The organism is Alteromonas gilva, from assembly GCF_028595265.1.
GTDB classification, from domain to species: domain Bacteria; phylum Pseudomonadota; class Gammaproteobacteria; order Enterobacterales; family Alteromonadaceae; genus Alteromonas; species Alteromonas gilva.
Genome location: NZ_JAQQXP010000001.1, coordinates 2,125,833 through 2,149,191 on the forward strand (window position 1 = coordinate 2,125,833; position 23,359 = coordinate 2,149,191).

At 50.4% G+C, this 23,359-nt stretch carries 19 protein-coding genes; 13 read left to right on the forward strand and 6 right to left on the reverse strand.

All coding sequences use genetic code 11. The features are described from left to right. Nucleotides 1–1,668 (forward strand): alpha-amylase family glycosyl hydrolase, encoded by a 1,668-nt coding sequence (locus OIK42_RS09320; protein WP_273639969.1) that lies wholly within the window; start codon nt 1–3, stop codon nt 1,666–1,668. Between the two features lie 26 nt (nt 1,669–1,694). Here the strand turns inward: OIK42_RS09320 and OIK42_RS09325 are convergent, their stop codons facing one another. Beyond that, the gene (locus OIK42_RS09325; protein WP_273639971.1) at nt 1,695–2,714 is read right to left on the reverse strand and encodes a LacI family DNA-binding transcriptional regulator; all 1,020 of its coding nucleotides are present in this window, start codon (nt 2,712–2,714) and stop codon (nt 1,695–1,697) included. Nucleotides 2,715–2,932: 218 nt separating this feature from the next. On the opposite strand from OIK42_RS09325, the gene glnS reads away from it, so the two are divergent. After that, nucleotides 2,933–4,600, forward strand: coding sequence for a glutamine--tRNA ligase (gene glnS, locus OIK42_RS09330; RefSeq protein WP_273639973.1), 1,668 nt, complete (start codon nt 2,933–2,935; stop codon nt 4,598–4,600). Nucleotides 4,601–4,673: 73 nt separating this feature from the next. On the opposite strand, the gene OIK42_RS09335 is transcribed toward glnS, so the two are convergent. Continuing rightward, complete coding sequence (locus OIK42_RS09335; RefSeq protein WP_273639975.1) at nt 4,674–5,417, reverse strand: YciK family oxidoreductase; 744 nt, start codon at nt 5,415–5,417, stop codon at nt 4,674–4,676. A gap of 357 nt (nt 5,418–5,774) precedes the next feature. Here OIK42_RS09335 and OIK42_RS09340 point away from each other — a divergent pair, with 357 nt between their 5' ends. The 5 genes from OIK42_RS09340 (at nt 5,775) to OIK42_RS09360 (ending at nt 11,695) form a co-directional block, all read left to right on the forward strand. After that, on the forward strand, nt 5,775–8,354 hold the full coding sequence (locus tag OIK42_RS09340; RefSeq protein ID WP_273639977.1) for a VolA/Pla-1 family phospholipase: 2,580 nt from the start codon (nt 5,775–5,777) through the stop codon (nt 8,352–8,354). 162 nt (nt 8,355–8,516) lie between these two features. Beyond that, nucleotides 8,517–9,542, forward strand: a complete 1,026-nt coding sequence (gene sohB, locus OIK42_RS09345) for a protease SohB (protein ID WP_273639979.1) — start codon at nt 8,517–8,519, stop codon at nt 9,540–9,542. Next, nucleotides 9,543–10,184, forward strand: a complete 642-nt coding sequence (locus OIK42_RS09350; RefSeq protein WP_273639981.1) for a TetR/AcrR family transcriptional regulator — start codon at nt 9,543–9,545, stop codon at nt 10,182–10,184. 3 nt (nt 10,185–10,187) lie between these two features. After that, complete coding sequence (locus OIK42_RS09355) at nt 10,188–10,940, forward strand: Nif3-like dinuclear metal center hexameric protein (protein WP_273639983.1); 753 nt, start codon at nt 10,188–10,190, stop codon at nt 10,938–10,940. Between the two features lie 11 nt (nt 10,941–10,951). After that, the gene (locus OIK42_RS09360) at nt 10,952–11,695 is read left to right on the forward strand and encodes a methyltransferase domain-containing protein (RefSeq protein WP_273639985.1); all 744 of its coding nucleotides are present in this window, start codon (nt 10,952–10,954) and stop codon (nt 11,693–11,695) included. A 33-nt stretch (nt 11,696–11,728) separates the two neighbouring features. Here OIK42_RS09360 and OIK42_RS09365 read toward each other — a convergent pair whose 3' ends face one another. Beyond that, a complete protein-coding gene (locus tag OIK42_RS09365) occupies nt 11,729–12,748 on the reverse strand; it encodes a 2-hydroxyacid dehydrogenase (protein ID WP_273639987.1) in 1,020 nt (339 codons plus the stop codon). Nucleotides 12,749–12,887: 139 nt separating this feature from the next. Between OIK42_RS09365 and OIK42_RS09370 the strand changes: the two genes are divergently transcribed. After that, nucleotides 12,888–13,751: an NAD(P)-dependent oxidoreductase gene (locus tag OIK42_RS09370; protein ID WP_273639989.1), complete on the forward strand. Its 864-nt coding sequence runs from the start codon at nt 12,888–12,890 to the stop codon at nt 13,749–13,751. Nucleotides 13,752–13,759: 8 nt separating this feature from the next. On the opposite strand, the gene OIK42_RS09375 is transcribed toward OIK42_RS09370, so the two are convergent. Continuing rightward, nucleotides 13,760–15,421, reverse strand: a complete 1,662-nt coding sequence (locus tag OIK42_RS09375; protein WP_273639990.1) for a response regulator — start codon at nt 15,419–15,421, stop codon at nt 13,760–13,762. A 205-nt stretch (nt 15,422–15,626) separates the two neighbouring features. On the opposite strand from OIK42_RS09375, the gene OIK42_RS09380 reads away from it, so the two are divergent. From OIK42_RS09380 to mmsB, 4 genes are read left to right on the forward strand one after another with little or no spacing between them, the layout of a single operon-like run. Then, on the forward strand, nt 15,627–17,117 hold the full coding sequence (locus tag OIK42_RS09380) for a CoA-acylating methylmalonate-semialdehyde dehydrogenase (RefSeq protein WP_273639991.1): 1,491 nt from the start codon (nt 15,627–15,629) through the stop codon (nt 17,115–17,117). A gap of 10 nt (nt 17,118–17,127) precedes the next feature. Further along, the gene (locus OIK42_RS09385) at nt 17,128–18,282 is read left to right on the forward strand and encodes an acyl-CoA dehydrogenase family protein (protein ID WP_273639993.1); all 1,155 of its coding nucleotides are present in this window, start codon (nt 17,128–17,130) and stop codon (nt 18,280–18,282) included. A gap of 9 nt (nt 18,283–18,291) precedes the next feature. Further along, a complete protein-coding gene (locus OIK42_RS09390; RefSeq protein ID WP_273639994.1) occupies nt 18,292–19,410 on the forward strand; it encodes an enoyl-CoA hydratase/isomerase family protein in 1,119 nt (372 codons plus the stop codon). Further along, nucleotides 19,407–20,291, forward strand: coding sequence for a 3-hydroxyisobutyrate dehydrogenase (mmsB, locus tag OIK42_RS09395; RefSeq protein ID WP_273639996.1), 885 nt, complete (start codon nt 19,407–19,409; stop codon nt 20,289–20,291). Before OIK42_RS09390 ends, mmsB begins: the two co-directional genes overlap by 4 nt. Before the next feature lie 70 nt (nt 20,292–20,361). Here mmsB and OIK42_RS09400 read toward each other — a convergent pair whose 3' ends face one another. Beyond that, nucleotides 20,362–21,876 carry a DUF3413 domain-containing protein gene (locus OIK42_RS09400; RefSeq protein WP_273639997.1) on the reverse strand — a complete coding sequence of 505 codons (1,515 nt, stop codon included), beginning with the start codon at nt 21,874–21,876 and terminating at the stop codon, nt 20,362–20,364. 5 nt (nt 21,877–21,881) lie between these two features. Beyond that, entirely contained in the window at nt 21,882–22,103 is a 222-nt protein-coding gene (locus tag OIK42_RS09405; RefSeq protein WP_273639999.1) for a YejL family protein, read from the reverse strand. 179 nt (nt 22,104–22,282) lie between these two features. On the opposite strand from OIK42_RS09405, the gene yejK reads away from it, so the two are divergent. Continuing rightward, nucleotides 22,283–23,332, forward strand: a complete 1,050-nt coding sequence (yejK, locus tag OIK42_RS09410; protein ID WP_273640001.1) for a nucleoid-associated protein YejK — start codon at nt 22,283–22,285, stop codon at nt 23,330–23,332. Nucleotides 23,333–23,359 lie beyond the last annotated feature (27 nt).

The following is a 23,359-nucleotide window of genomic DNA, read 5'->3' on the forward strand; positions in this document are numbered from 1 at the left end:
ATGAAAGTACCTTTATTCGCCGTTTCGCTGCTGGCTGCTGCACTTGCCTCGGGATGTCGTTCAACACCCGACAAGCCTGTTACTGAAATCTATGGCACCAAGGAGCCGTTTGCTGCCGAGGCCATTTATTTTGTATTAACCGACCGTTTTGTTGATGGTGATGCCAGTAATAATTATGAACAGCAGGGGGGTGAGTACCCGACCTGGCAACTGCGTCTTGACGGACCCGACGGCAAATTTGCCAATGTGGGCTATATGGGCGGCGATCTGCAGGGCGTGTTGAATAACGTCCACTACATTAAGGATATGGGCTTTAGTGCAATCTGGTTATCGCCCATACTGGATAATCCCGACCAGGCGTTTAGTGGTGATGAACAAATTACCTATGGCGGGCAGTTTAAGGACGGCGGTAAAACGGGTTACCACGGCTATTGGGCAACTAACTTTTATAAAGCCGACGAGCATTTGGTGAGTGCAGATCTTGATTACGCGGCGTTTACCCGCGCTATGCGCCAGCATGGCCTTAAAACCGTTTTTGATATTGTTGCTAACCATGGTTCCCCCAGTTGGACCATGCCAGCGGATCAACCCGGATTTGGTGAGCTGTATGACCAACAGGGTAATCTGGTTGCCGATCATATGAACCTTGCCCCGGCGCAACTTAATCCTGACGGCGAACCCCTGCACGCATTTTTTCATCCGTATCCTGATCTGGTTAAATTATCTAACCTGAATGAACATAATCCGGCGGTACAGGATTATCTGATCAACAGCTATTTGTACTGGATAGAGCAGGGCGCAGACGCCTTTCGTATTGATACCATTCGCCATGTCTCCCACGACTTTTGGCGCACTATGGCTGAGCGTATCCGGGCAAAACATCCCCAATTTTACATGTTTGGCGAGAGTTTTCAGTATGATGCCAATTTTATTGCGCAGCATACCTTGCCCAAAAACGGCGGCATTTCCGTGCTCGACTTTCCCATGCAAAAAGCCATGGTATCGGTATTTGAAAATTCTGGCAGCGACTATGCCAGTCTTGATGAGGTACTCTACTTAACGCATGGCCCGTACCACAACCCGTACGATCTGACGACATTCTATGATAACCATGACATGGCAAGAATGAACGCCTCTGATGAGGGCTTTATCGATGCCCATAACTGGTTATTTACCGCCAGGGGAATTCCGGTAGTGTATCAGGGCAGTGAGTTTGGCTTTATGCGCGGCACTGCCGAACACGCCGGCAACCGTAACTTTATTGGTCAGCAAACGCTCGATAGTGCGGTTGATCATCCGATCCGTAGGGCGTTGACAGTTGTCGGCGACATTCGCCGTTCAACGCCGGCACTGCAACGTGGGTTACAATATAATGTGTCACTCAAAGGCGATCATGCGGTGTTTTTCCGCGTACTCGAAGAGCGCGATGTGCAACAAACCGTGTTGGTCATGCTTAACAAAGGCGATGTGCCGGCGCGTTTGACTGCGACGAAATTTGTTGCCGATGGTCAATGGCAGGAGCTGGTCAGCGATGACGTGGTAACGGTCAGCCACGGCGAACTCTCCGCGCTGGTGCCTGCCCATGGGTTAAAGGTGTTTGTTCGCAATCAGGCTATCACCGATGAGGATTTTCGCGCTGCGTTAGTGGCCCGGATGTCTCGCCAGTAAAACAGGGATGTTTTGTGGAGTAGCGATTACACCTGACATCCACAGGACTGCCTTACGATCAGCGTAGCAGGCAATAAATGATCCTTAGTGGGTTGCTCATTAATTGCCAGCAATAGATTCTCCACCAGTTTTTCACCGGCCTGATTGGTATTTTGCTGCACGGTGGTCAGGCTGGGCGTGGTCAGGGCGGCAACCTGTATATTATCAAAACCGACCACGGCAACCTGGTCAGGCACTTTGATACCCGCTTTATGCAGCGTGGCTAACACACCCACAGCGATAATGTCAGCGGCGCAGACAATGGCATCCGGCAGCGGGGCGGCGCCGTTCATTAACCGTTGCGCCGCCGCAGCGCCCGCGTCTTGTGTTGAGATTGCATCCAGCTGAATGTGCGTCGCCTCAGGCGATAAGCGAGTAACAAACCCTTCATAGCGGCCTTGAAATTCAGGTGCCTTGTCGCCAATATCACCAATAAAGGCAAAGCGCCGGTAACCGTGACTTAACAGGTGCGCCGCAATAGATTGGCCACCGCTGACATTATCACAGCCAATGGAGATGCCCGGCGACTCTGCTACCGGCGCGCCCCAACGCATTACATGGGTATGTTGCTGGCGTAATTGAGTAAGCTTGCCGGCATACGCCCGGTAATCGCCATAGCCGAGTAAAATTAACCCGTCGGCTTTATGGGAATCTTCATACTGGGCCTGCCAGTTACTGTCCAAATCCTGAAACGATACCAGCAGATCGTAGCCTTTCGCCGCACAAGCCCGGGTGATACTGCCTAACATTGCCAAAAAGAAGGGATTAACCAGTGAGTCATCTGAGGTAGGATCCTCAAACAATAATAACGCAATGGTGTTACTTCGCTGGCGGCGTAAATTACTGGCATTTTTGTCTACCTGATAATTTAACTGTGCGGCGATTTCCTGCACTTTTTTACGGGTTGCGATATTCACCAAAGGGCTGTCGTTTAAGGCTCTGGATACCGTCGATTGAGACACACCAGCCAGGTGGGCGATGTCAAGAGAGGTTGGCTTGTGTTTCATGGTTATGCTTCTTTTACAGCAATTTAAAATGGTAACTTTTGCTTTTTATTTGGCCAAGTATACATAAATTATTGTCACTGACAGCCAAGTTGTGTTGGTTAGCGACCCTAAGACAGTGATATACTTATTGAATGTGTGAGTGTGGCTGGCGATCAATCGTTTGTCTAGCGTTACTCATTGTTTATTTAACGAACCATTATAATAAGAGGGCATTGCGAATGGCCGAGACTGAACACCGTCCGACCAACTTTATCCGTCAAATTATCGATAAAGACCTCGCGAACGGGGTACACAGCACAATTAAAACGCGATTTCCTCCTGAGCCCAATGGCTTTTTGCACATTGGTCACGCTAAGTCGATCTGTTTAAACTTTGGTATCGCCAGGGATTATCAGGGCACTTGCAACCTGCGTTTTGACGACACCAACCCAAGCAAAGAAGATATTGCTTACGTCAATTCCATTCAGCAGGATGTGAAATGGTTAGGGTTTGAGTGGGCTGGCGAAGCGCGATACTCATCCAACTATTTTGATCAGTTGCATGGTTTTGCCGTTGAATTGATAGAGAAAGGGTTAGCTTACGTCGATTTTAGCGCTCAGGAAGCGATGCGCGAAATGCGCGGTACGCTGACTGAACCGGGTAAAAACAGCCCGTATCGTGATACCAGCGTTGAGACGAATCTGGCTGAGTTCGCCAAAATGACCGCCGGTGAATACCCTGAGGGACACTGTTCATTGCGGGCCAAAATAGACATGGCCTCACCGTTTATGTGTATGCGCGATCCGGTTATTTACCGGATTAAGTTTGCACACCATCACCAAACCGGTGAAAAGTGGTGTGTGTACCCGATGTATGACTTTACCCACTGTATTTCTGATGCGCTGGAAGGTATTACGCATTCACTGTGTACCCTGGAATTTCAGGACAACCGTCGTTTGTATGATTGGGTCATTGAGAATATCAGCATTGATTGCACGCCACGGCAGTACGAATTCTCGCGCTTAAACCTGGAATACACCGTGCTGAGTAAACGTCGTCTTATCCAGCTGGTTGAAGAGCAACACGTTGCCGGCTGGGACGATCCGCGTATGCCTACCATTGCCGGCCTGCGTCGTCGCGGATATACCGCGGGTGCGGTGCGCGAATTTTGCCAGCGTATCGGCGTCACCAAAATGGATAACATGGTTGAAATGGGCATGTTAGAAGCCTGTATTCGCGATGATCTTAACGTTAACGCACCGCGCGCTATGGCGGTGCTGGATCCCATTAAACTGGTGATCGAGAATTACCCCGAAGGTGAGAGTGAAACGCTGGTTGCCCCTAATCATCCAAACGATGAGTCGATGGGAACGCGTAATCTTAGCTTTAGTCGCGAGGTATGGATTGAAGCTGATGACTTCCGCGAGTCGGCCAATAAAAAATTCAAACGTTTAGTACTCGACAAAGAAGTTCGCCTCAGAAACGCCTATGTGGTGAAAGCCAATCGTGTTGAAAAAGACGAGCAGGGCAATGTTACCACCGTTTACTGCACCTATGATGCCGAGACCTTAGGTAAAGATCCCGCCGATGGCCGTAAGGTCAAAGGCGTTATCCACTGGGTTGACGTTGCCAGTGGCGAAGCGGCTGAATTCCGTTTATACGATCGTTTGTTTAATGTGCCTAATCCGGCTGCAGAAGCAGACTTTGTGGAAGCAATTAATCCACACAGCCTGACCATTAAACGCGGTTTTGCGGAGCCTGGGTTGGCGGCACGTATACCTCAGGTAGGCTGTTGGCAATTTGAGCGTACAGGGTATTTTTGCCTGGATCCGGACTCCACAGACACACAGTTGGTGTTTAACCAAACGGTGGGTTTACGGGATACCTGGGCCAAAATTGGTGACTAACCCTTAAAGCCTGTTAATTACAGCATTAAAAAAGCCCCGTTCGGGGCTTTTTTTGGTTAGCGTTGTTGGGCCATTACTTGGGCTGGCAATCTAACGACTCGCCGTTAACCTCGGCACTGTCCGGGCCCATCAGGTACAAGTACAGCGGCATAATATCGGCCGGCGTTTTCAGGGTGTCAGCGTTTTCGGCAGGAAACGCCTTCGCCCGCATATTTGTGCGTGTAGCGCCCGGATTAATACAGTTAAAGCGCAGCGGTTTATTCTTGTACTCATCGGCCAGCACCTGCATTAAGCCTTCGGTGGCAAATTTTGACACCGAATAGGTGCCCCAGAAAGCTCTGCCTTTGCGTCCTACCGAGGAGGTAGTAAATATCACCGACGCACCGGCTGATTTTTCTAACAGCGGCAATAGCGGTTGCAGCATATACATGCTGCTGTTGAGATTCACCTGCATGACTTGCTGCCATTCCTCAACTGAAATATGTGCAAACGGGCTTAAATGGCCAAGACTGCCGGCATTAAATAAAACGCCATCCAAATGCCCAAACTGATCGCTGATGGTATTGGCCATATCCTGATAATGTTTAGGTGTTGCACCATTTAAATCTAATGGCACAATCGCAGGTTCGGCCCAGCCGGCGGCGACAATCGTATCGTAAACCGCCTCAAGTTTGGCAACGGTTCTGCCAAGCAAAATACAGGTCGCGCCAAATTCAGCGTAAGTCAGCGCGGCTTGCTTGCCGATACCATCACCGGCACCGGTAATCAGTATGGTTTTGCCGCGAAGTAACTGCTTTGGTGCGTTGTAGTCGTTCATAAAGTGGGTTTCCTGCTAAACTAGTGGGGTCGGGAGCGTCATGCGTTGCCCGCGCGGATTTGCCAATGGGTGTGATGATACAAAACTCCCCAATCATGTAAACCGATTCTTTTAGCACAGCCATGATGGTTGCATTTTCTGATTAAAAAAGTGTCGGTTCTACAATTGTTTACAATAATATCTTACAAAAACTTAACAATTTTTTGCAAAATCCGCGTAAAGAAAATAATATGTCAATAGCAACTGGTCGTACATGTTCGATTTTTATTCACTGATCTAGGTAACAGGCCTTCTCAACAATGCAGTCGGACAGGCGCTTTTCCAGAATAACAAATATCCGTTTTGTAGGGAGATATAATGAAAAAACTAATCCTTAGCACCAGTGTTGCCTTGGCACTGGGGTTGACCGGCTGCGGTGGCGGTGGTGAGTCCATTGAAGACATTAACAACGAGACACAGGTACAAACACCGTTTTCGCGCATCGTGTTTGATCCGGCAAATGGTAACCTGAATATTCCTAATGATTTATTGATGCTGCCCGGCGACGATGGTTTCTTTGACTATACGTTGAATATACCGGTCAGCGATCCGACTAATTTCAGCGATCCACAAAATGCCTTAAATGTCCTGGACGGCTGGTCAATTCAGCAGCCTTTTGTCATCAACGTAAACACGCCTGATGGTGTGTCGTTAGACGAATCAACGCTGTCAGCGGGTATTCATCTTTATGAGGCAACCCTGGGCCTGGATCAAAGCGACCCTGACTGTGCAACAGCTGAGATACCCTCATCGGGCTGTAAGCTGGGCGATCAGCTGACCTATGGCGTCGACTATGTCTTGTCGCTGGTCGATGATAACACGGTCAGTGTGGTACCTATTAAGCCTCTGAGTGCGGCTACCGGCCACATGCTGGTAATGACAACCGCCTTAAAAGACTCTTCAGGCAAAGCCGTTCAGGGTTCCACGACCTGGGAATTAGTCAGACAGGATATCGATACGTTACCGCTGGCTACCGAAGCGCAGCTGTCGTTACAAACGATTGTAAACTCTTACATTGATCCGCTGCTGGATGCCGGCTACTCTCGTGAAGAAGTGACCTATGTGTCGGCCTTTACCACCCAATCAACTACCGATGTGTCGGGCACTGTTAAACAGCTTCTGATTGCTGATTTAGTCGCGGCTCTGCAAAGTGGCTCCAGCGACTTAGCCAGCGCGTTGCCTGTAATACGTGTTGAGGATGCCAATGGCCCTGATAATGCGATGGAAGCATTGGGGTTGATCAACGATGCCACCCTCGATGGTGCGCTGACCCAGGCGAAAGCAGGACTGCCGGCTCCGGTTCAGGCCGCGATTGACGCTACCGATTTTTCGTTACTGAAAACCTGTGACGGTGTGTTTGGTACCTTATCGGGTAACTTAAGCACCTATTGGGGCGCGCTTAATGACGTTGCTGTGGGTGTGTCACAAGCGTTTGCAGCACAAGCGGGCCCGTTCTGTGCCGCTCAGCGCTACACTGGCTCAATTTCCTTGCCCTATTACTCGGCGGTACCGAGCATGACGAATCCGTTAGCGCCGGTTAATGACTTTTGGCATGCGGCGTGTGACAGTGGCATTGTGCTGGCCGGCGTGCCTCAGGAAGCGTTGCAAAATGCCACGCCAGGACCTAACCATGCCCTTTGCAGCAGTGTTGGTTTAGCTGATTTACGCCTGAACGGCGAAATGATTGACGATCGCCGTAACCTGACGCGCTACAGTCCGATCCCGCAGGTAACCATGCCTGATAATACCCTGGACGTGCAGGTCACCATTCCTGATCCGGCCATTTCTGCTGCGCTGGGTGTCTCAATCAGCAAGCCGGAAAACGGCTGGCCGGTGGTTATTCTGGCCCACGGCATTACCGGTCAAAAAGAGCAAATGATGGCCGCCTCTGGCACGCTGTCGCTGCATGGCATTGCGACTATCGCCATCGACCTGCCTATGCACGGCAGTCGCGGTTTTGATTTAAATGGTGATGGGGTTGACGAACTGAATGCAACAACGGTATCGGTTACCCACTTTATGAATTTAGCAACACTGCCCAGTGCCCGGGACAATGTTCGCCAGGGTATGGCTGACTTACTCGGGTTACGTCTGGGGTTAAATGCTGTGGCCGATTTAACGGCCGCTCAGGCGGTTGACTTAGACGCGAGCAACGTGTCTTTCATGGGGGTGTCACTGGGTGCCATTACCGGTGCTAACTTTGTGGCGCTGGCTAACTCAACCCTGGGCAACCCAATGTTAGATGCTATGTTTAATGTCAAAGCGGCCTCACTGGAGTCTCCGGGAAGTGGTATTGCTAACTTCTTAATGGACTCACCGCGCTTTGGTCCGGTCATTAAAGGATTGTTGTTAAGCGAGTCTTCGCCTGAATTTAATGGCTTTGTAGCGCAAACCTATGGTGATAACCCTACGGAGCAAGACTTAGCTGAGGCGTTTACTGATTTTATGACGGTTATTGATGCCGCCGCGCAGGCACAAATAGCCGCGACATTCTCGCAGTTTACCTTTGCCGCGCAAACCGTACTGGACAGTGCTGATCCATCGGCCTATGCCGCCATACTTGGCGCCAACACGCCGGTTCACTTCATGACGGTGGTGGGCGACGGTGGTGAAAAACTGCCTGATCAGGTCATCCCGGTGGCAACGTCTTTACCACTATCCGGACAAAACCCGATGGCAGCAATGATTGGACTGGAGCAGGTTGTTTCGACCATCTCCGATACCTCGGGCGGCACAGTCAGTGGTCAGGTTCGCTTTAACAGTGGTGCTCATGGTTCGAGCCTGAGCCCGGCAGCTGATCCGGCGGTGACCCGCGAAATGCAGTTACAGCTGAGTGGTTTTATTAAGTCTAATGGCGCTGCACTGCCAGTGACTAATACCGCGGTAATTGCAAACTGAATGTAGCAATAACCTAATGACACCGTAAAAAAGGCCGGCTATCGCTGGCCTTTTTTTATGGCCAGGTCCCCTAAATAGCGCATTGTGTATCGTCACTGCCGTTTAACACTGGTATCATTCGCAGTGAAAAAATAACAATCAAATACTAACCCAGAGGCTGTTGTGGAATTCTTATACGAATACGGATTATTTTTAGCGAAAGCTGTAACCCTGATAGCGTCGATAGCTATTGTTTTAGCGTTGGTTGCCGGTGTTGCAGCCAAACAAAAGCAAGGCAAAGGTCAACTCGAAATTAATTCATTGAGTGATCAGTTTAGAGATATCACACACTACGCTCAGCAGGTCACCATGGACAAGGATAGCCTTAAAAAGCTGGCGAAGGAGCAAAAAAAGCAACAAAAGCTGAAGAAAAAGACCGTGGATGATAAAGCTGGCAAGCTGTTTGTTATCGATTTTAAAGGCTCGATGGATGCTCACGAAGTAGACAGACTGCGCGAAGAAGTCACCGCGGTATTATGTATTGCCAGTGAAAAGGATGAAGTGCTGGTTAAAGTAGAAAGCGGTGGTGGTGTGGTGCATGGTTACGGCCTGGCCGCAGCGCAACTTCAGCGCATTCGGGACAAGGGATTAACTCTTATCGTTGCGGTCGATAAGGTCGCAGCCAGTGGTGGTTATATGATGGCCTGTGTTGCTGATAAGTTACTGGCCAGTCAGTTTGCCATCATAGGCTCTATCGGGGTCTTAGCACAGCTGCCCAACTTTCATAAACTGCTTAAAAAGAATGATATTGATTTTGAGCAGCATACTGCCGGCGAATACAAGCGCACGCTGACGGTGTTTGGCGAAAATACCGATGAAGGCCGCGATAAGTTCCGTGAGGAACTCGAAGCCGTGCACGTGATGTTTAAAGACTGGGTCAGTGAAAAACGCACCAAGCTGGACATTGCTAAAGTCGCGACAGGTGAGTACTGGTATGGCAGTCAGGCGCTGGAACTTGGGCTGATAGATACCATTAAAACCTCTGATGACTATATTATGGATGCAGTCACTGAGCGTGATATCTTTGCTGTAAAGTATACCCAAAAGAAAAATGTCGCCGAAAAATTAGGCATGTCGTTTGCCCAGGGGGCAGAGCGGGCCGTTATGCGTTTAACCAGTCAGTTACCGCAGTGGTTCAGACAATCGTAAATGAGCAAGCACACCAAAGCGAGAATTATTGAAGCGGCCGAAAACCTGTTCGCTGAGCAGGGTTACGGTCAGACATCAATGCGCGAAATTACCGCCCGTGCTAATGTGAATTTAGCGTCAGTTAATTACCATTTTGGCAGCAAGAAAAACCTTATCCAGGCGGTACTTAAACGTTACTTTGATGTCATGATGCCGCAGATTGATGAGGCGCTTGAGGTACTGGTGCCCAGTGTGGGCCGGCGCGGAGTGGATCAGGTACTCCAAAGCCTGATGGCACCGCTGATTAATTTGAATGCGGTCCGGCCCAATGGCACCGAAATGTTCGTGCAGTTATTGGGCAAGGGGTATACCGAGTCTCAGGGGCATTTGCGTACATTTATTATGAGCAGCTACGGTGCCACGGTTCACAAACTGTTGGCCATGTTGCGAACCGCATTACCCGCGGTACCGGCCGATGAGTTATTCTGGCGTTTGCATTTTGCCATTGGCAGTTTTGTATTTTCAATGGCCTCCAGTCAGGCGCTCAAAGACATCGCCAAGGCAGATTACCAGCAGGATATCGACATTGCAGACGTTATTGCACATTTGGTACCGTTTGTGGCCCAGGGCATTAGTGGCGAGTGTTATCAAATTGAGGACTAAAGCATGTTAACGACCCAGCTGGTCGACTATCTGAATCAGCAATTAAATGTGGCGGCGATTAAAGATTATTGCCCCAACGGCCTGCAAGTCGAGGGCAAAGCAGACGTTAGTCACATCGTTACGGGAGTTACGGCGTCACAGCAACTCATCGACGCCGCAATCGCTGCAAACGCCGATGCCATACTGGTGCATCATGGCTATTTCTGGAAAGGCGAAAATGAAACCATCGTCGGCATGAAAAAGCGCCGTATCGCCAGCCTGCTTGCCCATGACATCAATCTGTTGGCCTACCATTTACCCATCGATGTTCACCCTATGTGGGGTAACAACGTACAGTTAGGGCAGCTGTTTGGCCTTGCTGACTTAGAACCTCTGGCCGGCACCGGGCCAGAGGGAATTGTTTATACCGGCACCACTGATATGACGTTGTCACACTTTGCGACACACGTTACCAGGGCGTTAAACCGTGAGCTGGTGGTCTGCGAAGGAGCCGCTGACAAAACCCTGCGTAAAGTTGCCTGGTGCACCGGCGGTGGTCAAAGCTTTATTGAGCAAGCTGCTCTGGCTGGTTGCGACGCGTTTATCAGTGGCGAAGTGTCGGAGCAGACGATTCATGTGGCGCGGGAAATGGACATTGCGTTTATCGCTGCGGGTCATCATGCCACCGAGCGTTACGGCGTAAAAAGTATTGGTGAGCATTTATCCGCTGAGTTTGGCCTTAAGGTCAGCTTCATTGATATTGATAATCCGGCTTAAGAGCGCAGTGTGTGAAAGATCAATCTTTTGACGGCCTGGCGCAAAAATTTGACCGCAACATTTACGGTACCACCAAAGGCCGTCTTCGCCATGAGCTGCTATGCGCCGCGCTGAGTGAACATCTTGCGCCACTCGGCCCGCAAAAAATTATCGAGCTCGGTGGTGGTACGGGGGTAATGGCCGACTATTTAGCTGGCGCAGGACATCAATTAACCCTAACCGATGTGTCGGCTGAAATCCTGCATCTCGCCCGGCAAAAATTACCCGCTGACATTACCATTCAACAGGCTGATTTGTTCAGTATTAACAACCTTGCCGATTATGATGTAGTGGTATGCCATGCTGTGCTCGAATGGCTGGCAAAACCCTATGATGCACTGGCTCATATTGCCTCACAGATGCCGCCCGGCAGCTTCCTGAGTTTAACGTTTTTTAATCGGGATGCGGCGATTTTTGGTAACGCCTTATACGGTAATTTTGACTATATAGCCCGTGATATGAAAGTTAAAAAACAGGTACGGTTAAATCCACAGCAGCCGTTGTCGCCAAAAGAGGTATTGGCCGCCGTGGAGAAGCTTGGTTTTCGGGTTGAGGGTAAGCGAGGCATTCGTTGTTTTCACGATTACCTGCGCGAGCGCGATATGGCCAGTAGTCACTACCAGCAACTACTTGAACTGGAATTCCGCTACCATCAGCAAGAGCCTTACTTATGGCTGGGTAAGTACTTTTACTTATGGCTGGTTAAAGAGATCTGAAACAGTCTTTTTAAGCGTCAGCGCAATACTGGATCAGCTATCCATTGGGTTGACTAAAAAGCGGTTTTTGTCGGCTTTTCCCTGCGCAAAATGGATGATGTTTTGCAATGTTACCTCGGCAATCTCTGTGAGTGCTTCGACGGTAAAAAATCCCTGATGGCCTGTGATGAGCACATTATGAAAGGTCTGTAATCGCTCAAAGACATCATCCTGAATGATTTCGCTGGAATGATCGCGAAAAAACAACTCCGACTCCATTTCGTAAACATCAAGACCAAGATAGCCAATTTTGTGAGTTTTCAATGCATTAATCACCGCACCGGTGTCGATCAGGCCGCCGCGTGAGGTGTTTATAATCATGACACCATCACGCATAGCCGATAACGAGTCCTGGTTTATCATATGATAGCTCTGCTCATTAAGCGGGCAGTGCAAACTGATGACATGGCATTCACTGAACAAGGTTTCAAGGCTGGTGTACTGCACGCCTAAGTTTTCGAGTTCTGGGTTGGGATAGGGATCGTAACAGTAAAGCTGACAGCCAAATCCCGATAATAAGCGCACCAGTGCGGCGCCGATATGGCCGGTACCGACTACGCCGATCTTTTTGTCATGCAGGGTAAAACCCAGTAATCCGTTAAGATTAAAGTTACCTTCGCGTACCCGATTATAGGCCTTATGGGTTTTGCGGTTCAGCGTCATCATTAACGTCAGTGCATGTTCGGCGACAGCTTCGGGAGAATAGGCGGGTACCCTTGATACCGCCATACCCAATGATTTTGCCGCGTCAATATCGACATTGTTATAGCCGGCACAGCGCAGCGCAATATGGCCGACCCCTTGCTGTTTTAGTTGCTCAAGGATGGCGGCATCTAACTGATCGTTGACAAACGCACAGACGACATCAGTGTCCTGGCTTAGTGCGGCGGTATTGGCGTTCAGCGTGGTTTCAAAACTGGTTAAGTTTACCTGAGAAGATAGCGTATGCTGGCTAAACGATTTAATATCGTAAGCTTGCGCACTGAACATGGCGACGCGCTGACAATTTTCCATAGTAACGGTCCTTGTGGTGGGTTCGATAGTTCAACCATCTTATTCGTCGCTGGCGTTGAACGCCAGTGAAGTTTGTGCCACTGCCACGGTTCGCCGTGTCAGCGTCAGGCATAACCAATTTTAATAAAGAGTAGTTAACATGAAAGTGAGTTTTATTGGTCTGGGGGTGATGGGATTTCCCATGGCGGGACATCTGCAACAACATGGCTTTGACGTGTGTGTTTACAATCGCACCAGCGCAAAAGCGAATGCGTGGCAGGCGCGTTTTAAGGGACGGGTTGGTACAACGCCCGCTGCCGCCGCCAAAGGTGCTGATATCGTTTTTGTGTGCGTAGGTAACGACGATGATGTCAGGCAGGTCGTTTACGGTAACGACGGCATACTCAGTGCACTGGTCGCCGGCGCCGTATTGGTTGATCATACCACTGCGTCCGCTGAACTGGCCAAAGAATTAGCCGGGCGCTGCGCTGCGCAGCAGGTGGACTTTTTGGATGCTCCGGTCTCAGGGGGGCAGGCGGGCGCCGAGAATGGCCAGTTGACCATTATGGTCGGGGGTGAGCAGGCAGTGTTTAATAAAGTAAAGCCTGTGATGGATGCTTATGCCAGACACAGTCAGCGAATTGGTGGCTGCGGCAGTGGCCAGTTAGCTAAAATGATGAATCAGATCTGTATTGCGGGTATTGTACAGGGATTAGCGGAAGCGCTGCATTTTGGTCAGCAGGCAGGACTTGATTGCGCCACGGTCATTGAGGTCATTAGTAAGGGGGCAGCGCAGTCCTGGCAAATGGAAAATCGCGCCACAACCATGCTCAATGGCGAGTACGAATTTGGCTTTGCGGTAGACTGGATGCGTAAAGATCTGGCTATCGCTCTGGCAGAGGCGCGGCGCAACGGTTCTACACTGGCACTAACAGCATTAGTGGATCAATATTATGCTGATGTGCAAAAAAGCGGCGGTGGCCGCTGGGATACGTCAAGTTTGCTTACGCGCCTGACCCGCTAAAAAGCGCCTCAACGGGGGCCCGGCTTGCCCCGGTCACCGCTAGCGCCGGAGGTAGACTTGCCGTGGCTGGTGTTCAGGTGCGGGTAGGTCGACTTCAGGCGCTCAAAACGTTGCGCGTTACTGCTTGATAATTCGCTCCCGCTAATCAGCTCTGTCAGGGCTGACGCTGATACGTTGCGATACCATGACTGGCCTTCCATTAACATTGTTTGCAGCATGTTAAGTGCAAATGCCGGCATATCCGGTTGTAGCTGAAGTGCATGGTAAAAGGCGTTGAGCGCTTGCTGGTAGGCTTGTTTAACAAAGTGCTGCTGTCCTTGTTCGTTGTACTTTTCGGCGCGATTCTGCGCCATACCGGTACTGTGCTCAGCGCTCAACAGCTGACTTTGTATTGTTTGATATTCGGAAGGAAGCTCACTGAACTCATTGTTAACACTGACCATGTCCAGTAACGTCGCTGCCTGGTCTGCATTGCCTAGTGCGTTGTTAACCAGCGCCGCTGTGATCAGGGTACTCGCTGGCGTGCGGCTAAACAGCGTCATATGATCGTGGGCGGTTAAATCGCGCGCTTTATCCAGTTGATCTTCCAGTATATAGCTGTGGGCTAACAGATAATCGTGGCGCTGGCGAGACTGCATATCGTTTTGACTTCGTGCGGCCACACCTACCAGTTTGCGCGCCTGTAATAAGCTTTCAGCCCGATTATTGACCGGACTGTTTTGCGCAATACTCAAATAAAATTCAGCCAGTTCAAAGGTGAACTCATCGAAGCGTTCCTTGGTGGAGCGGTTATATTCACGCTTTTTCTGGTACAACTCGATACTTTCAAGCACCCGGTTTAGTTTTTGATAGGTGAGTGATTTCAACCGCGTTGCCGGCAGGCTCAGTTCGCTGTCCTTGATGTGATCCAGGTAATACTCGGCGGTATCATACTCCGCCTGCTCAAACGACAGACACGCCAGCCATTCAAATGCTTTATCGCGGGTGAGCATTGCGCCACGCATGTTATCCAGTGAAGCCTGACAATCATCCCAGTTGCCCATCAGAAACTGGCATTTTAATTTACCCCATTGGGCCCACAGCACTTTATCTGACTTAGCCAGCACATTTCGGTAGATTTCGACGGCTTCGCTATAGCGACTCTGTTGCATCAGTAATCGCGCCAGCAGTCTTTCGAGATCTGCGCTGACCCGCGAAGGCTTGCCACTGGCAAGTAGTTTGGTTAACTGCTCGATGGCTTTGTCATAACGCTCATTATCGATATTCTTAAGCGCCTGCGCCGCTTGTTGTCGGTAATCGAGGTAATGTTTCACTGCGCGACGCAAACTGTTTATCGTGTAAGGTTTAATCAACAATAAGTCAGGATGAACATCAATGATTTGGCCGATGGTTTGCGGCAGACGATCCGCCGTCAGAAACATAATGCCAGTGCTGGGGCGAATGTATTGATTTTGTCGGAGTAATTGCACCCATTCTACGCCGTTGCGGTTTTGACCCAGATTAAAATCAAAAATCAGTACTTCAAAATTCTGTTTTCTTAATGCGCCTTTAAGCTCGTTACCGGTGCTAAAACTACTGACATCCAAATTACCGAGAGTGAGAAGGTGGTTACGAATTGTGCTTCTGGCTGTTGCATTGTCTTCAACAATTGCCACTCGAATTTTTTGCACGCTCTCTTACCCACAGGACATCTTATATCAATAAGCATATCAGGCAGCGTGGCTAATAGCAGCTAATTATCAGCTGTTGGCGCAATGTTTTACGTAAATGTCACATTATATTTACATTGTAACGGTACGTAATTTCGGCCTAACGTTTACGTAAAGGGAGTCCTGCTATAGCGTTAGTAAAAAATACCAACAAAAGAGAACAACGATGCCTCAGGTGAAACTGCTAATTAATGGTGAATTTATAGCGTCTGCTTCGCCGCGATTTATCCCTGTGACAAATCCGGCCAGCGGTGAAGTCATTGCCAATGTGCCCGACGCACTCCCCGAAGAGACAGAACGGGCGGTTCAGGCCGCTAAAGCGGCGTTTAAAGACTGGCAACGGGTGCCGGTGACTGAGCGTGCCCGAGTAATGATGCGCTACCAGGCCATCCTGAAGCGCGAACAAAAGCGTATTGCTGAGGTGCTGGCAAGTGAAACCGGCAAAGTATTCGATGACGCCATGGGCGATGTATGGCGAGGCATTGAAGTTGTCGAACAGGCCATGAATGCGCCGTCACTGATGATGGGCGAAACGGTAGAAAACGTTGCTCGCGGCATCGATACCGCCAGTTACATTCAGCCCATTGGCGTGTGTGTGGGCATTACGCCGTTTAATTTCCCGGCGATGATCCCGCTATGGATGTTTCCGCTTGCGGTAGTGTGCGGCAACACCTTTGTGCTTAAACCGTCAGAGCAGGATCCGCAAACCCCTATGTTACTGGCGGAACTGTTTGCCGAAGCCGGCGCACCGCCGGGGGTTCTCAATGTGATCCACGGTGGTCGTGAGCCGGTCGACCAACTGCTTAATCACCCGGATGTCGCGGCCGTTTCCTTTGTTGGCTCAGTGCCGGTTGGTCAGCATGTTTACCGTACCGCTACTGACAATCTCAAGCGTGCCCAGTGTTTTGCCGGGGCCAAGAATCATACTGTCGTGATGCCTGACGCCAATAAACAGCATGTAATCAATAATCTGGTTGGCGCATCGGTCGGGGCCGCGGGGCAACGCTGTATGGCTATCTCGGTTGCTGTTTTTGTTGGCGAGTCGCAACAGTGGATTGACGAACTGGCGAAGAATATCGCCGACGTTAAACCCGGGTTATGGCATGACAGCGAAGCGGGTTTTGGGCCGTTGATCAGCGCCGCCGCTAAGCATCGGGTGCTTGAGCTGATTGCCTCGGGGAAACAGCAAGGCGCAAACTGCGTCGTGGATGGCAGCGACTTTCAGGTTGAGGGCTTTGAACAGGGACACTGGATCGGACCAACGGTTTTTCGCGATGTAACAACTGATATGCGCATTTATCAGGAGGAAATATTTGGTCCGGTGCTGTGCTGTATCAGTGTTGATACGCTTGATGAAGCTCTGGCCCTGGTCAATGCCAACCCGTATGGGAACGGCACGTCAATATTTACTGCCAGTGGCGCGGCAGCGCGTAAATATCAGTCCCAGGTTACGGTTGGCCAGGTGGGTATTAATGTGCCCATTCCGGTGCCCTTGCCATTCTTTTCGTTTACCGGCTGGAAAAACTCTTTCTTTGGCGATTTGCATGCGTACGGTAAGCAGGCGGTACGGTTTTATACCGAGACCAAAACCGTAACGTCCCGTTGGCCGGAAGACGACATTCCCAGCGGTCCTAATTTAACCATTTCGCTGCGCTAAGGAGACACTGATGGACTTTAATCTTACCGAAGATCAGCAGGCCTTTGCTGATGTTGCCAGCCAGTTTGCGGCGGCTTCACTGGCTCCCTACGCGGCCGAATGGGATGCCACCCATACCTTTCCGCGTGACACTATCCGTGAAGCTGGCGAGCTTGGCTTTTGCGGCCTTTACACCCCGGAGGAGGCTGGCGGCTTGGGGCTAAGCCGGCTCGATTCGTCGATCATATTTGAGCAGCTGGCCATGGGATGCACAACAACCACTGCGATGCTGACTATTCATAATATGGCAACCTGGATGATAGCTACCTGGGGCCGTAAAGAAGTAAAAGATAAATGGGTTGCAGACTTAGTCAGTGGCGAAAAACTCGCCTCATACTGCCTTACTGAACCGGGCGCCGGTTCCGATGCGGCAAGCCTTGCTACCCGGGCGGTTAAGCACCAGGGCAGTTACCAGTTAAATGGCAGTAAGGTGTTTATTTCTGGTGCCGGTAGTACGGACATGCTGGTCGTTATGGCGCGCACGTCAGACGATGGCGCGAAGGGTATTTCTGCCTTTGCTGTACCGGCTGACTTGCCGGGTATTATTTACGGCAAAGCCGAAGAAAAGATGGGCTGGAACGCCCAACCCACGCGCATGATCACTTTTGATAACGTCACGGTTACCGCTGAGCACCTGTTGGGGGAAGAGGGGCAGGGCTTTTCGCTGGCCATGAAAGGCCTCGACGGTGGTCGCATTAATATTGCAACCTGCTCGGTGGGTACCGCTCAGCAGGCATTAAATACCGCCCGCGATTATATGCTCGAGCGTCAGCAGTTTGGTAAGCCACTGGCCGCTTTTCAGGCATTGCAATTTAAACTGGCAGATATGAATACGCACCTGGTCGCGGCGCGTCAGTTAGTGAGAATGGCCGCGTTCAAGCTTGATAACAACGATCCGCAGGCAACGGCATATTGCGCAATGGCCAAACGCTTTGCCACCGATACAGGTTTTGAGGTGTGTAATGAGGCACTGCAAATCCATGGCGGCTACGGCTATATTAAAGAGTACCCCCTGGAGCGACACATGCGCGATGTTCGGGTCCACCAGATACTGGAAGGGACCAACGAAATCATGCGTTTAATTATCAGCCGTCAGGTGTTACAGGAAGGCACCGAGTTACTGTAGGAGAGCATTGTGACAGATAAACTGATTTGCACCGAAATCAAGACAGCCTGTGGCCGGGTCATTGGTCATATAACGCTAAATAAACCCAATGCGCTCAATGCCCTCGACCTTGATATGGCGGTTGCCATGCAGGCAGCACTGGATAAATGGCGTACCGATGAGCAGGTGCTATTTGTGGTGTTAAGTGGCAGTGGTAATAAAGCCTTTTGCGCCGGTGGCGACATTGTCTCGATGTACCGGGCGATGCAGGAAAATAAAGGCGCGGTGCCTGACTTTGTGGAAGCGTTTTTCACCACTGAATACCGCCTTGATTACACCATACACCGTTACCCTAAGCCGGTTTTGGTATGGGGCGATGGCATTATTATGGGCGGCGGGACCGGCCTGCTTGCCGGTGCCAGTCACCGTATTCTGACGACTTCTACGCGACTGGCAATGCCAGAAATTACCATCGGCTTATATCCGGATGTCGGCGCCAGTTACTTTTTACCGCGGGCGCCCGGTTTCAGTGGCTTGTTTTTAGGCTTAACCGGCGCTGCCGTGAATGCGACAGACGGCGTCTATATTGGCCTTGGCGATTATGTCTTTGAAAGTGCTTCGATAGACAGTGTTATCAGCGAGCTGGCCAGTCTTAACTGGCAACCGGTTACAGTAACCGAACAGCTCTCCTCTTATTGTGAAACGCAGCAACTTAACAGTATGCAGCGCCCGATGGGCAAACTGGCAACCCACCGCTCGTTAATTGATAGTCAGTTAATCCGGTGTAAGGATGCAGCGCAGGCAGTACATGCCATCGCCGCGCTCAGTGCAGAAGATGACTGGCTGCAAAGTGCGCAACGCAATTTGGCAAAGGGTTCGCCGATTACCATGCATTTGGTTTGGGAGCAGTATCAGCGAGGCGCTGAACTCACGCTGGAGCAGTGTTTCGCGATGGAGCTGACCATGTCCTGTCGGTGTGCTGAGTCGGGTGAGTTTGCCGAAGGCGTCAGAGCGTTATTAATCGATAAGGATAACCAGCCGGCGTGGCGCTATAAGGCAGTCTCTGATGTCCCTGATGCGGTGGTCGCGCGTCATTTTGACAGTCTCTGGCAGTCCCATCCGCTGGCTAACTTAGGAGAAGTATCATGAGTAAGATTGCATTTATAGGTTTAGGTAATATGGGGGCGCCGATGGCCCATAATTTACTTAAACATAAGCAGCAGGTTAGCGTCTATGATCTGTTGCCTGCGGCCGTTAGTAAGCTGGTGGATGCCGGGGCAACAGGTGCCGCATCGCCCCGGGAGGCGGTAGCCGATGCTGACGTTGTGATTACAATGCTACCTGCGGCGAGCCATGTTACGTCGCTCTATTTAGGCGAGGAGGGGCTCATTACCCGGGTGGATAAGCGCGCGTTGCTTATCGATTGCAGTACAATTGATGCACAAAGTGCCCGGCAGGTTGGCATGGCGGCGCAAGAAGCCGGGGTGAGCTTTATTGATGCGCCCGTGTCAGGCGGTGTTGCCGGGGCAACTGCGGGGACACTCACGTTTATAATGGGCGGCGCCAGCGACGATGTGGCGCGTGCGCGCACTGTGTTGCAGTACATGGGAGCAAACCTGTTCCATGCCGGGGACCTTGGCGCCGGACAAATTGCCAAGCTGTGCAATAATATGCTGCTGTCGGTACTCATGGCCGGTACCAGCGAAGCACTGCAACTGGCAGTCGCCAACGGGCTTGATCCCAGCGTGATGTCAGACATCATGCTGCAGAGTTCGGGCTGTAACTGGGCGTTACAAAAATACAATCCGTGTCCGGGCGTCATGGACAACGTGCCCGCCAGCAATGACTATAACGGCGGCTTTATGGTTAAGCTCATGAATAAAGACCTGACCCTGGCGATGGAGGCCGCTGCCCAGGTGGGGGCCGCAACGCCCATGGCGGCCACAGCGCAGTCGCTTTATCGTTTGCATCAGCGCGGCAGTGGCAATGACGTGAAAGACTTTTCCAGTATCTATAAACTGTTTGAGTAATTTTCTGACCGGCAACACCGCACAGATCGCAAGCGGTGTTGCCGGCGCTGGACGCCGTTATTGCGCGACGTTATTGCGAGAAGCGTGTCAGATGCTTAATGGCCCGGCTGAGCAAGTCGACGTTGAGCGTCTCATCGCTACGCATGTTGCTGCTGATTTGAGTAATGTCGTAACTGCCGTTACTGAGTACTTCGATACGTTGGTCGTTGTAAATCACCACGATTTTTTCACCTGACGTACTCACCAGCCAGTCACGCTGGGGTTGCAATAAGTTTTGCCCGGTTGAATAGTTTTGCGGCTGTGCGGAACAGCCCATCGCGTGCAGCAATGTGGGCACTAAATCTTCGTTGCTGGCTAACTCACTTTGTAGCGGCATATTGGTATATAAAGTGCCTTTGTCTTGCTGATAACCGGTTGCAACAAGTACCAGTGTGCGTGTCAGATCGCTGCGCCTGAGTAACCCGGTCAACGTTTCTGCCGTGCCAAATGCCACCGTGATATCGCTATCCTTGTTAGGCTTATCGGTAAAGTTGAGCTGCTTGTACGCTGCCAGTTGCGCCGATTCAGATGGCATGTAGAGCTGAGTTGATAATCCGTAAGCCTGAGCCAAACCCAACAGCACCGGTTGCTTGTTCTGTAAACTTTGTTCATACAGTTCAGGCAGGCCATATAAGGTACTTACCACCAGGCCGGTGAGGCTCGTTGAGGTAGTAAAATAGTTGTCTATTTGGCGCATATCGGCGTTTTTCATAGCGTTGCTAATATCGCCGTTATCGGTTTGTACCAACAGCAACGCCTGTTTACCGGGTTCCAGTGCGCAATATACCGGCGCAGAGGGATAGCTCATCTGGTAAAAGTCGGGATCAAACTGTAATTGTTTGCGCTGTTCGTAACGTTCAATATCCAGTAAGCCGTAGCGCGACATGGTGGTTTTGGCCGTGGCCGGATAAGACAGCGGAAACATGTTGTCCTGTTTGATGATAGGCTGATAAAGCTGAGCATCGGCCCACACATGAATGGCGTGACCAGATACAAAGCACACCACAAAGAAACTCACCACACGACGGCCAATACGATAATGAACGAGGCGGTCTATGCGTTTCCAGACTGCATTGGCCAATACCAGTTGAAAGCCGAGCCACACGACAAACAGCAGTAATAAGTACAACAGCTGCTGGGCGCCAAACTGATACATCTGATTTTGTGCTTCGCTTTTCAGCAAGTGTGCAGAGCTGTGGCTTAAGTGAAAACCAGTACGGTTATAGAGCAGCGCGTCAAAAGCCAGCAGGGCAAGGCCCAGCGCAGCAACCGACGAGGCGATACCTTTAATGATTCGTGGTGAGAGATCAAGATAGCACAGCGGCAATATAAAGATCACAAACCCAAAGAAGGTTAAAAAGCTGATGTGGCCGAACCAGTTGGCAAACAGGTAGAACCCACCCAGCGCAGTACCGGGAGCCGGAGACGACACAACAAATACCGAGGCAATAACCAGTGCAATGACAATATTAGCCAGTGCAAACCAATGCCCCCAATTGACAAGTTTAGTAACCCGTTGACGTCGCGGCGATTCTGCTAAAATCATAAAGATCAGGCCGTTCCTTTAACACTTTTCAGCAGCACACTGGCAAACTGTTCAGCCATCGCCTGGCGTTGCGCCGGTGACACCTGGTGCTCAAAGATATGAGAAATGACATTTCCCAGCGCCATTAAAGAAAGATCACGACTTGCACCGTGTTTTTCGAGTACCATAATAATGTCGTTCATCAGGCGTTCAAATTCGGCATCACTGTATCGGCTTTGTTGGGGCATTTTACGCCTCTTGTCGTTAAATAGCTTGAAAAAGCAAAGTTTTTGGCAATAAAGCGATTATAATCGTTGTGTATCTGATAACAATCATTCATTCAAAAATCTGCATTAAATAGGCGTAATCGCCGCATAGTTTGAACGTCAGGTAATAGAGTAGATAACCAATTGGACACTATTTATTCATGAGTATATTGATTCATCATTTTGTTGTGCATCAGCTGTTCGTTAATAACGAAGGCAAAATGCAGATCATTCCCCGCGACGGTTGCGTGCCGGTAACGCCCGCTTTAGAGCAACTTGGCCAGCAGTTACACCACACGTTCGTGAGTAAGCCGGGCAAAGGGGTTGGCCATTTTTTGCAAGATCAGAATAGCGAAGAAAGCGCAGCGCAGTTTGCACCAGCACTCGACAGCTACCTTGCCCATCATGAGTCGTCGCCCTCTGACAGCGACACAGTGTTTGTACCGTTTACCCGGACCGCCGGTGATTTATTGCTTAAATCATTGGTTGATACCGGCCAGGTTGAAACCGGCTTTGTGCTGTTTGTGCATTATGAGTACCTGGCAACACAGTATTTGCTGGTCACCCTGCTCAATACCAAAGCGCACGTCGAAATAGACCAGCAACTGGAGCTTAACAGCCGTGAGCACCTTGATTTGGCAAAAATGCAGTTGGCGCTGCGAATCGATTTAACCCAATACCGGATTCAGCCAGAGCAACAGCGTTATATCAGTTTTATTAAAGGTCGTATGGGGCGCAAAGTCTCTGACTTCTTTATGCAATTTGTTGGCTGTGAAGAAAAAGTAGATGTAAAACAGCAAAATAAGCAGCTGATATCGTCGGTAGAAAGCTACCTGTCCAGTGAAGGGCTCGATGCTGATGAAAAAACCGCCCACCGCGACGAAGTATCCAGTTACTTTAAGCAACAAATCGAAAGTGGTGACAGCGTTAAAATCAGTGAGCTGGCAGAAAAACTGCCCCGGGATGAAGAAAACCACCGCGACTTTATGCAATTTACCCAGGCACTGGAATCGCCCATGGAACCCGAAGTGCAGCCCGATCCGGCGGCGCTGCGTCAGTTAGCCAAATTCAGCGGGCAGGGCGGTGGTGTGTCGCTCAGTTTTGAGCGCAAATTGCTCGGCGATCGGGTTATTTATCATCCTGACTCTGATACGCTGACCATCAAGGGCCTGCCGCCTAATTTGAAAGATCAACTTATGCGTAATAGTTAAGCAAGCACAGTTACAGTATGGGCGGCG

What these genes read in the sequence shown, in the direction of transcription:
- OIK42_RS09325 (WP_273639971.1), bottom strand. Translation starts at nt 2,714, where the DNA reads ATGAAACACAAGCCAACCTCTCTTGACATCGCCCACCTGGCTGGTGTG.
- glnS (WP_273639973.1), top strand. Translation starts at nt 2,933, where the DNA reads ATGGCCGAGACTGAACACCGTCCGACCAACTTTATCCGTCAAATTATC.
- OIK42_RS09365 (WP_273639987.1), bottom strand. Translation starts at nt 12,748, where the DNA reads ATGGAAAATTGTCAGCGCGTCGCCATGTTCAGTGCGCAAGCTTACGAT.
- OIK42_RS09355 (WP_273639983.1), top strand. Translation starts at nt 10,188, where the DNA reads ATGTTAACGACCCAGCTGGTCGACTATCTGAATCAGCAATTAAATGTG.
- OIK42_RS09335 (WP_273639975.1), bottom strand. Translation starts at nt 5,417, where the DNA reads ATGAACGACTACAACGCACCAAAGCAGTTACTTCGCGGCAAAACCATA.
- OIK42_RS09380 (WP_273639991.1), top strand. Translation starts at nt 15,627, where the DNA reads ATGCCTCAGGTGAAACTGCTAATTAATGGTGAATTTATAGCGTCTGCT.
- OIK42_RS09370 (WP_273639989.1), top strand. Translation starts at nt 12,888, where the DNA reads ATGAAAGTGAGTTTTATTGGTCTGGGGGTGATGGGATTTCCCATGGCG.
- OIK42_RS09400 (WP_273639997.1), bottom strand. Translation starts at nt 21,876, where the DNA reads ATGATTTTAGCAGAATCGCCGCGACGTCAACGGGTTACTAAACTTGTC.
- OIK42_RS09340 (WP_273639977.1), top strand. Translation starts at nt 5,775, where the DNA reads ATGAAAAAACTAATCCTTAGCACCAGTGTTGCCTTGGCACTGGGGTTG.
- OIK42_RS09320 (WP_273639969.1), top strand. Translation starts at nt 1, where the DNA reads ATGAAAGTACCTTTATTCGCCGTTTCGCTGCTGGCTGCTGCACTTGCC.
- yejK (WP_273640001.1), top strand. Translation starts at nt 22,283, where the DNA reads ATGAGTATATTGATTCATCATTTTGTTGTGCATCAGCTGTTCGTTAAT.
- mmsB (WP_273639996.1), top strand. Translation starts at nt 19,407, where the DNA reads ATGAGTAAGATTGCATTTATAGGTTTAGGTAATATGGGGGCGCCGATG.
- OIK42_RS09405 (WP_273639999.1), bottom strand. Translation starts at nt 22,103, where the DNA reads ATGCCCCAACAAAGCCGATACAGTGATGCCGAATTTGAACGCCTGATG.
- OIK42_RS09350 (WP_273639981.1), top strand. Translation starts at nt 9,543, where the DNA reads ATGAGCAAGCACACCAAAGCGAGAATTATTGAAGCGGCCGAAAACCTG.
- OIK42_RS09385 (WP_273639993.1), top strand. Translation starts at nt 17,128, where the DNA reads ATGGACTTTAATCTTACCGAAGATCAGCAGGCCTTTGCTGATGTTGCC.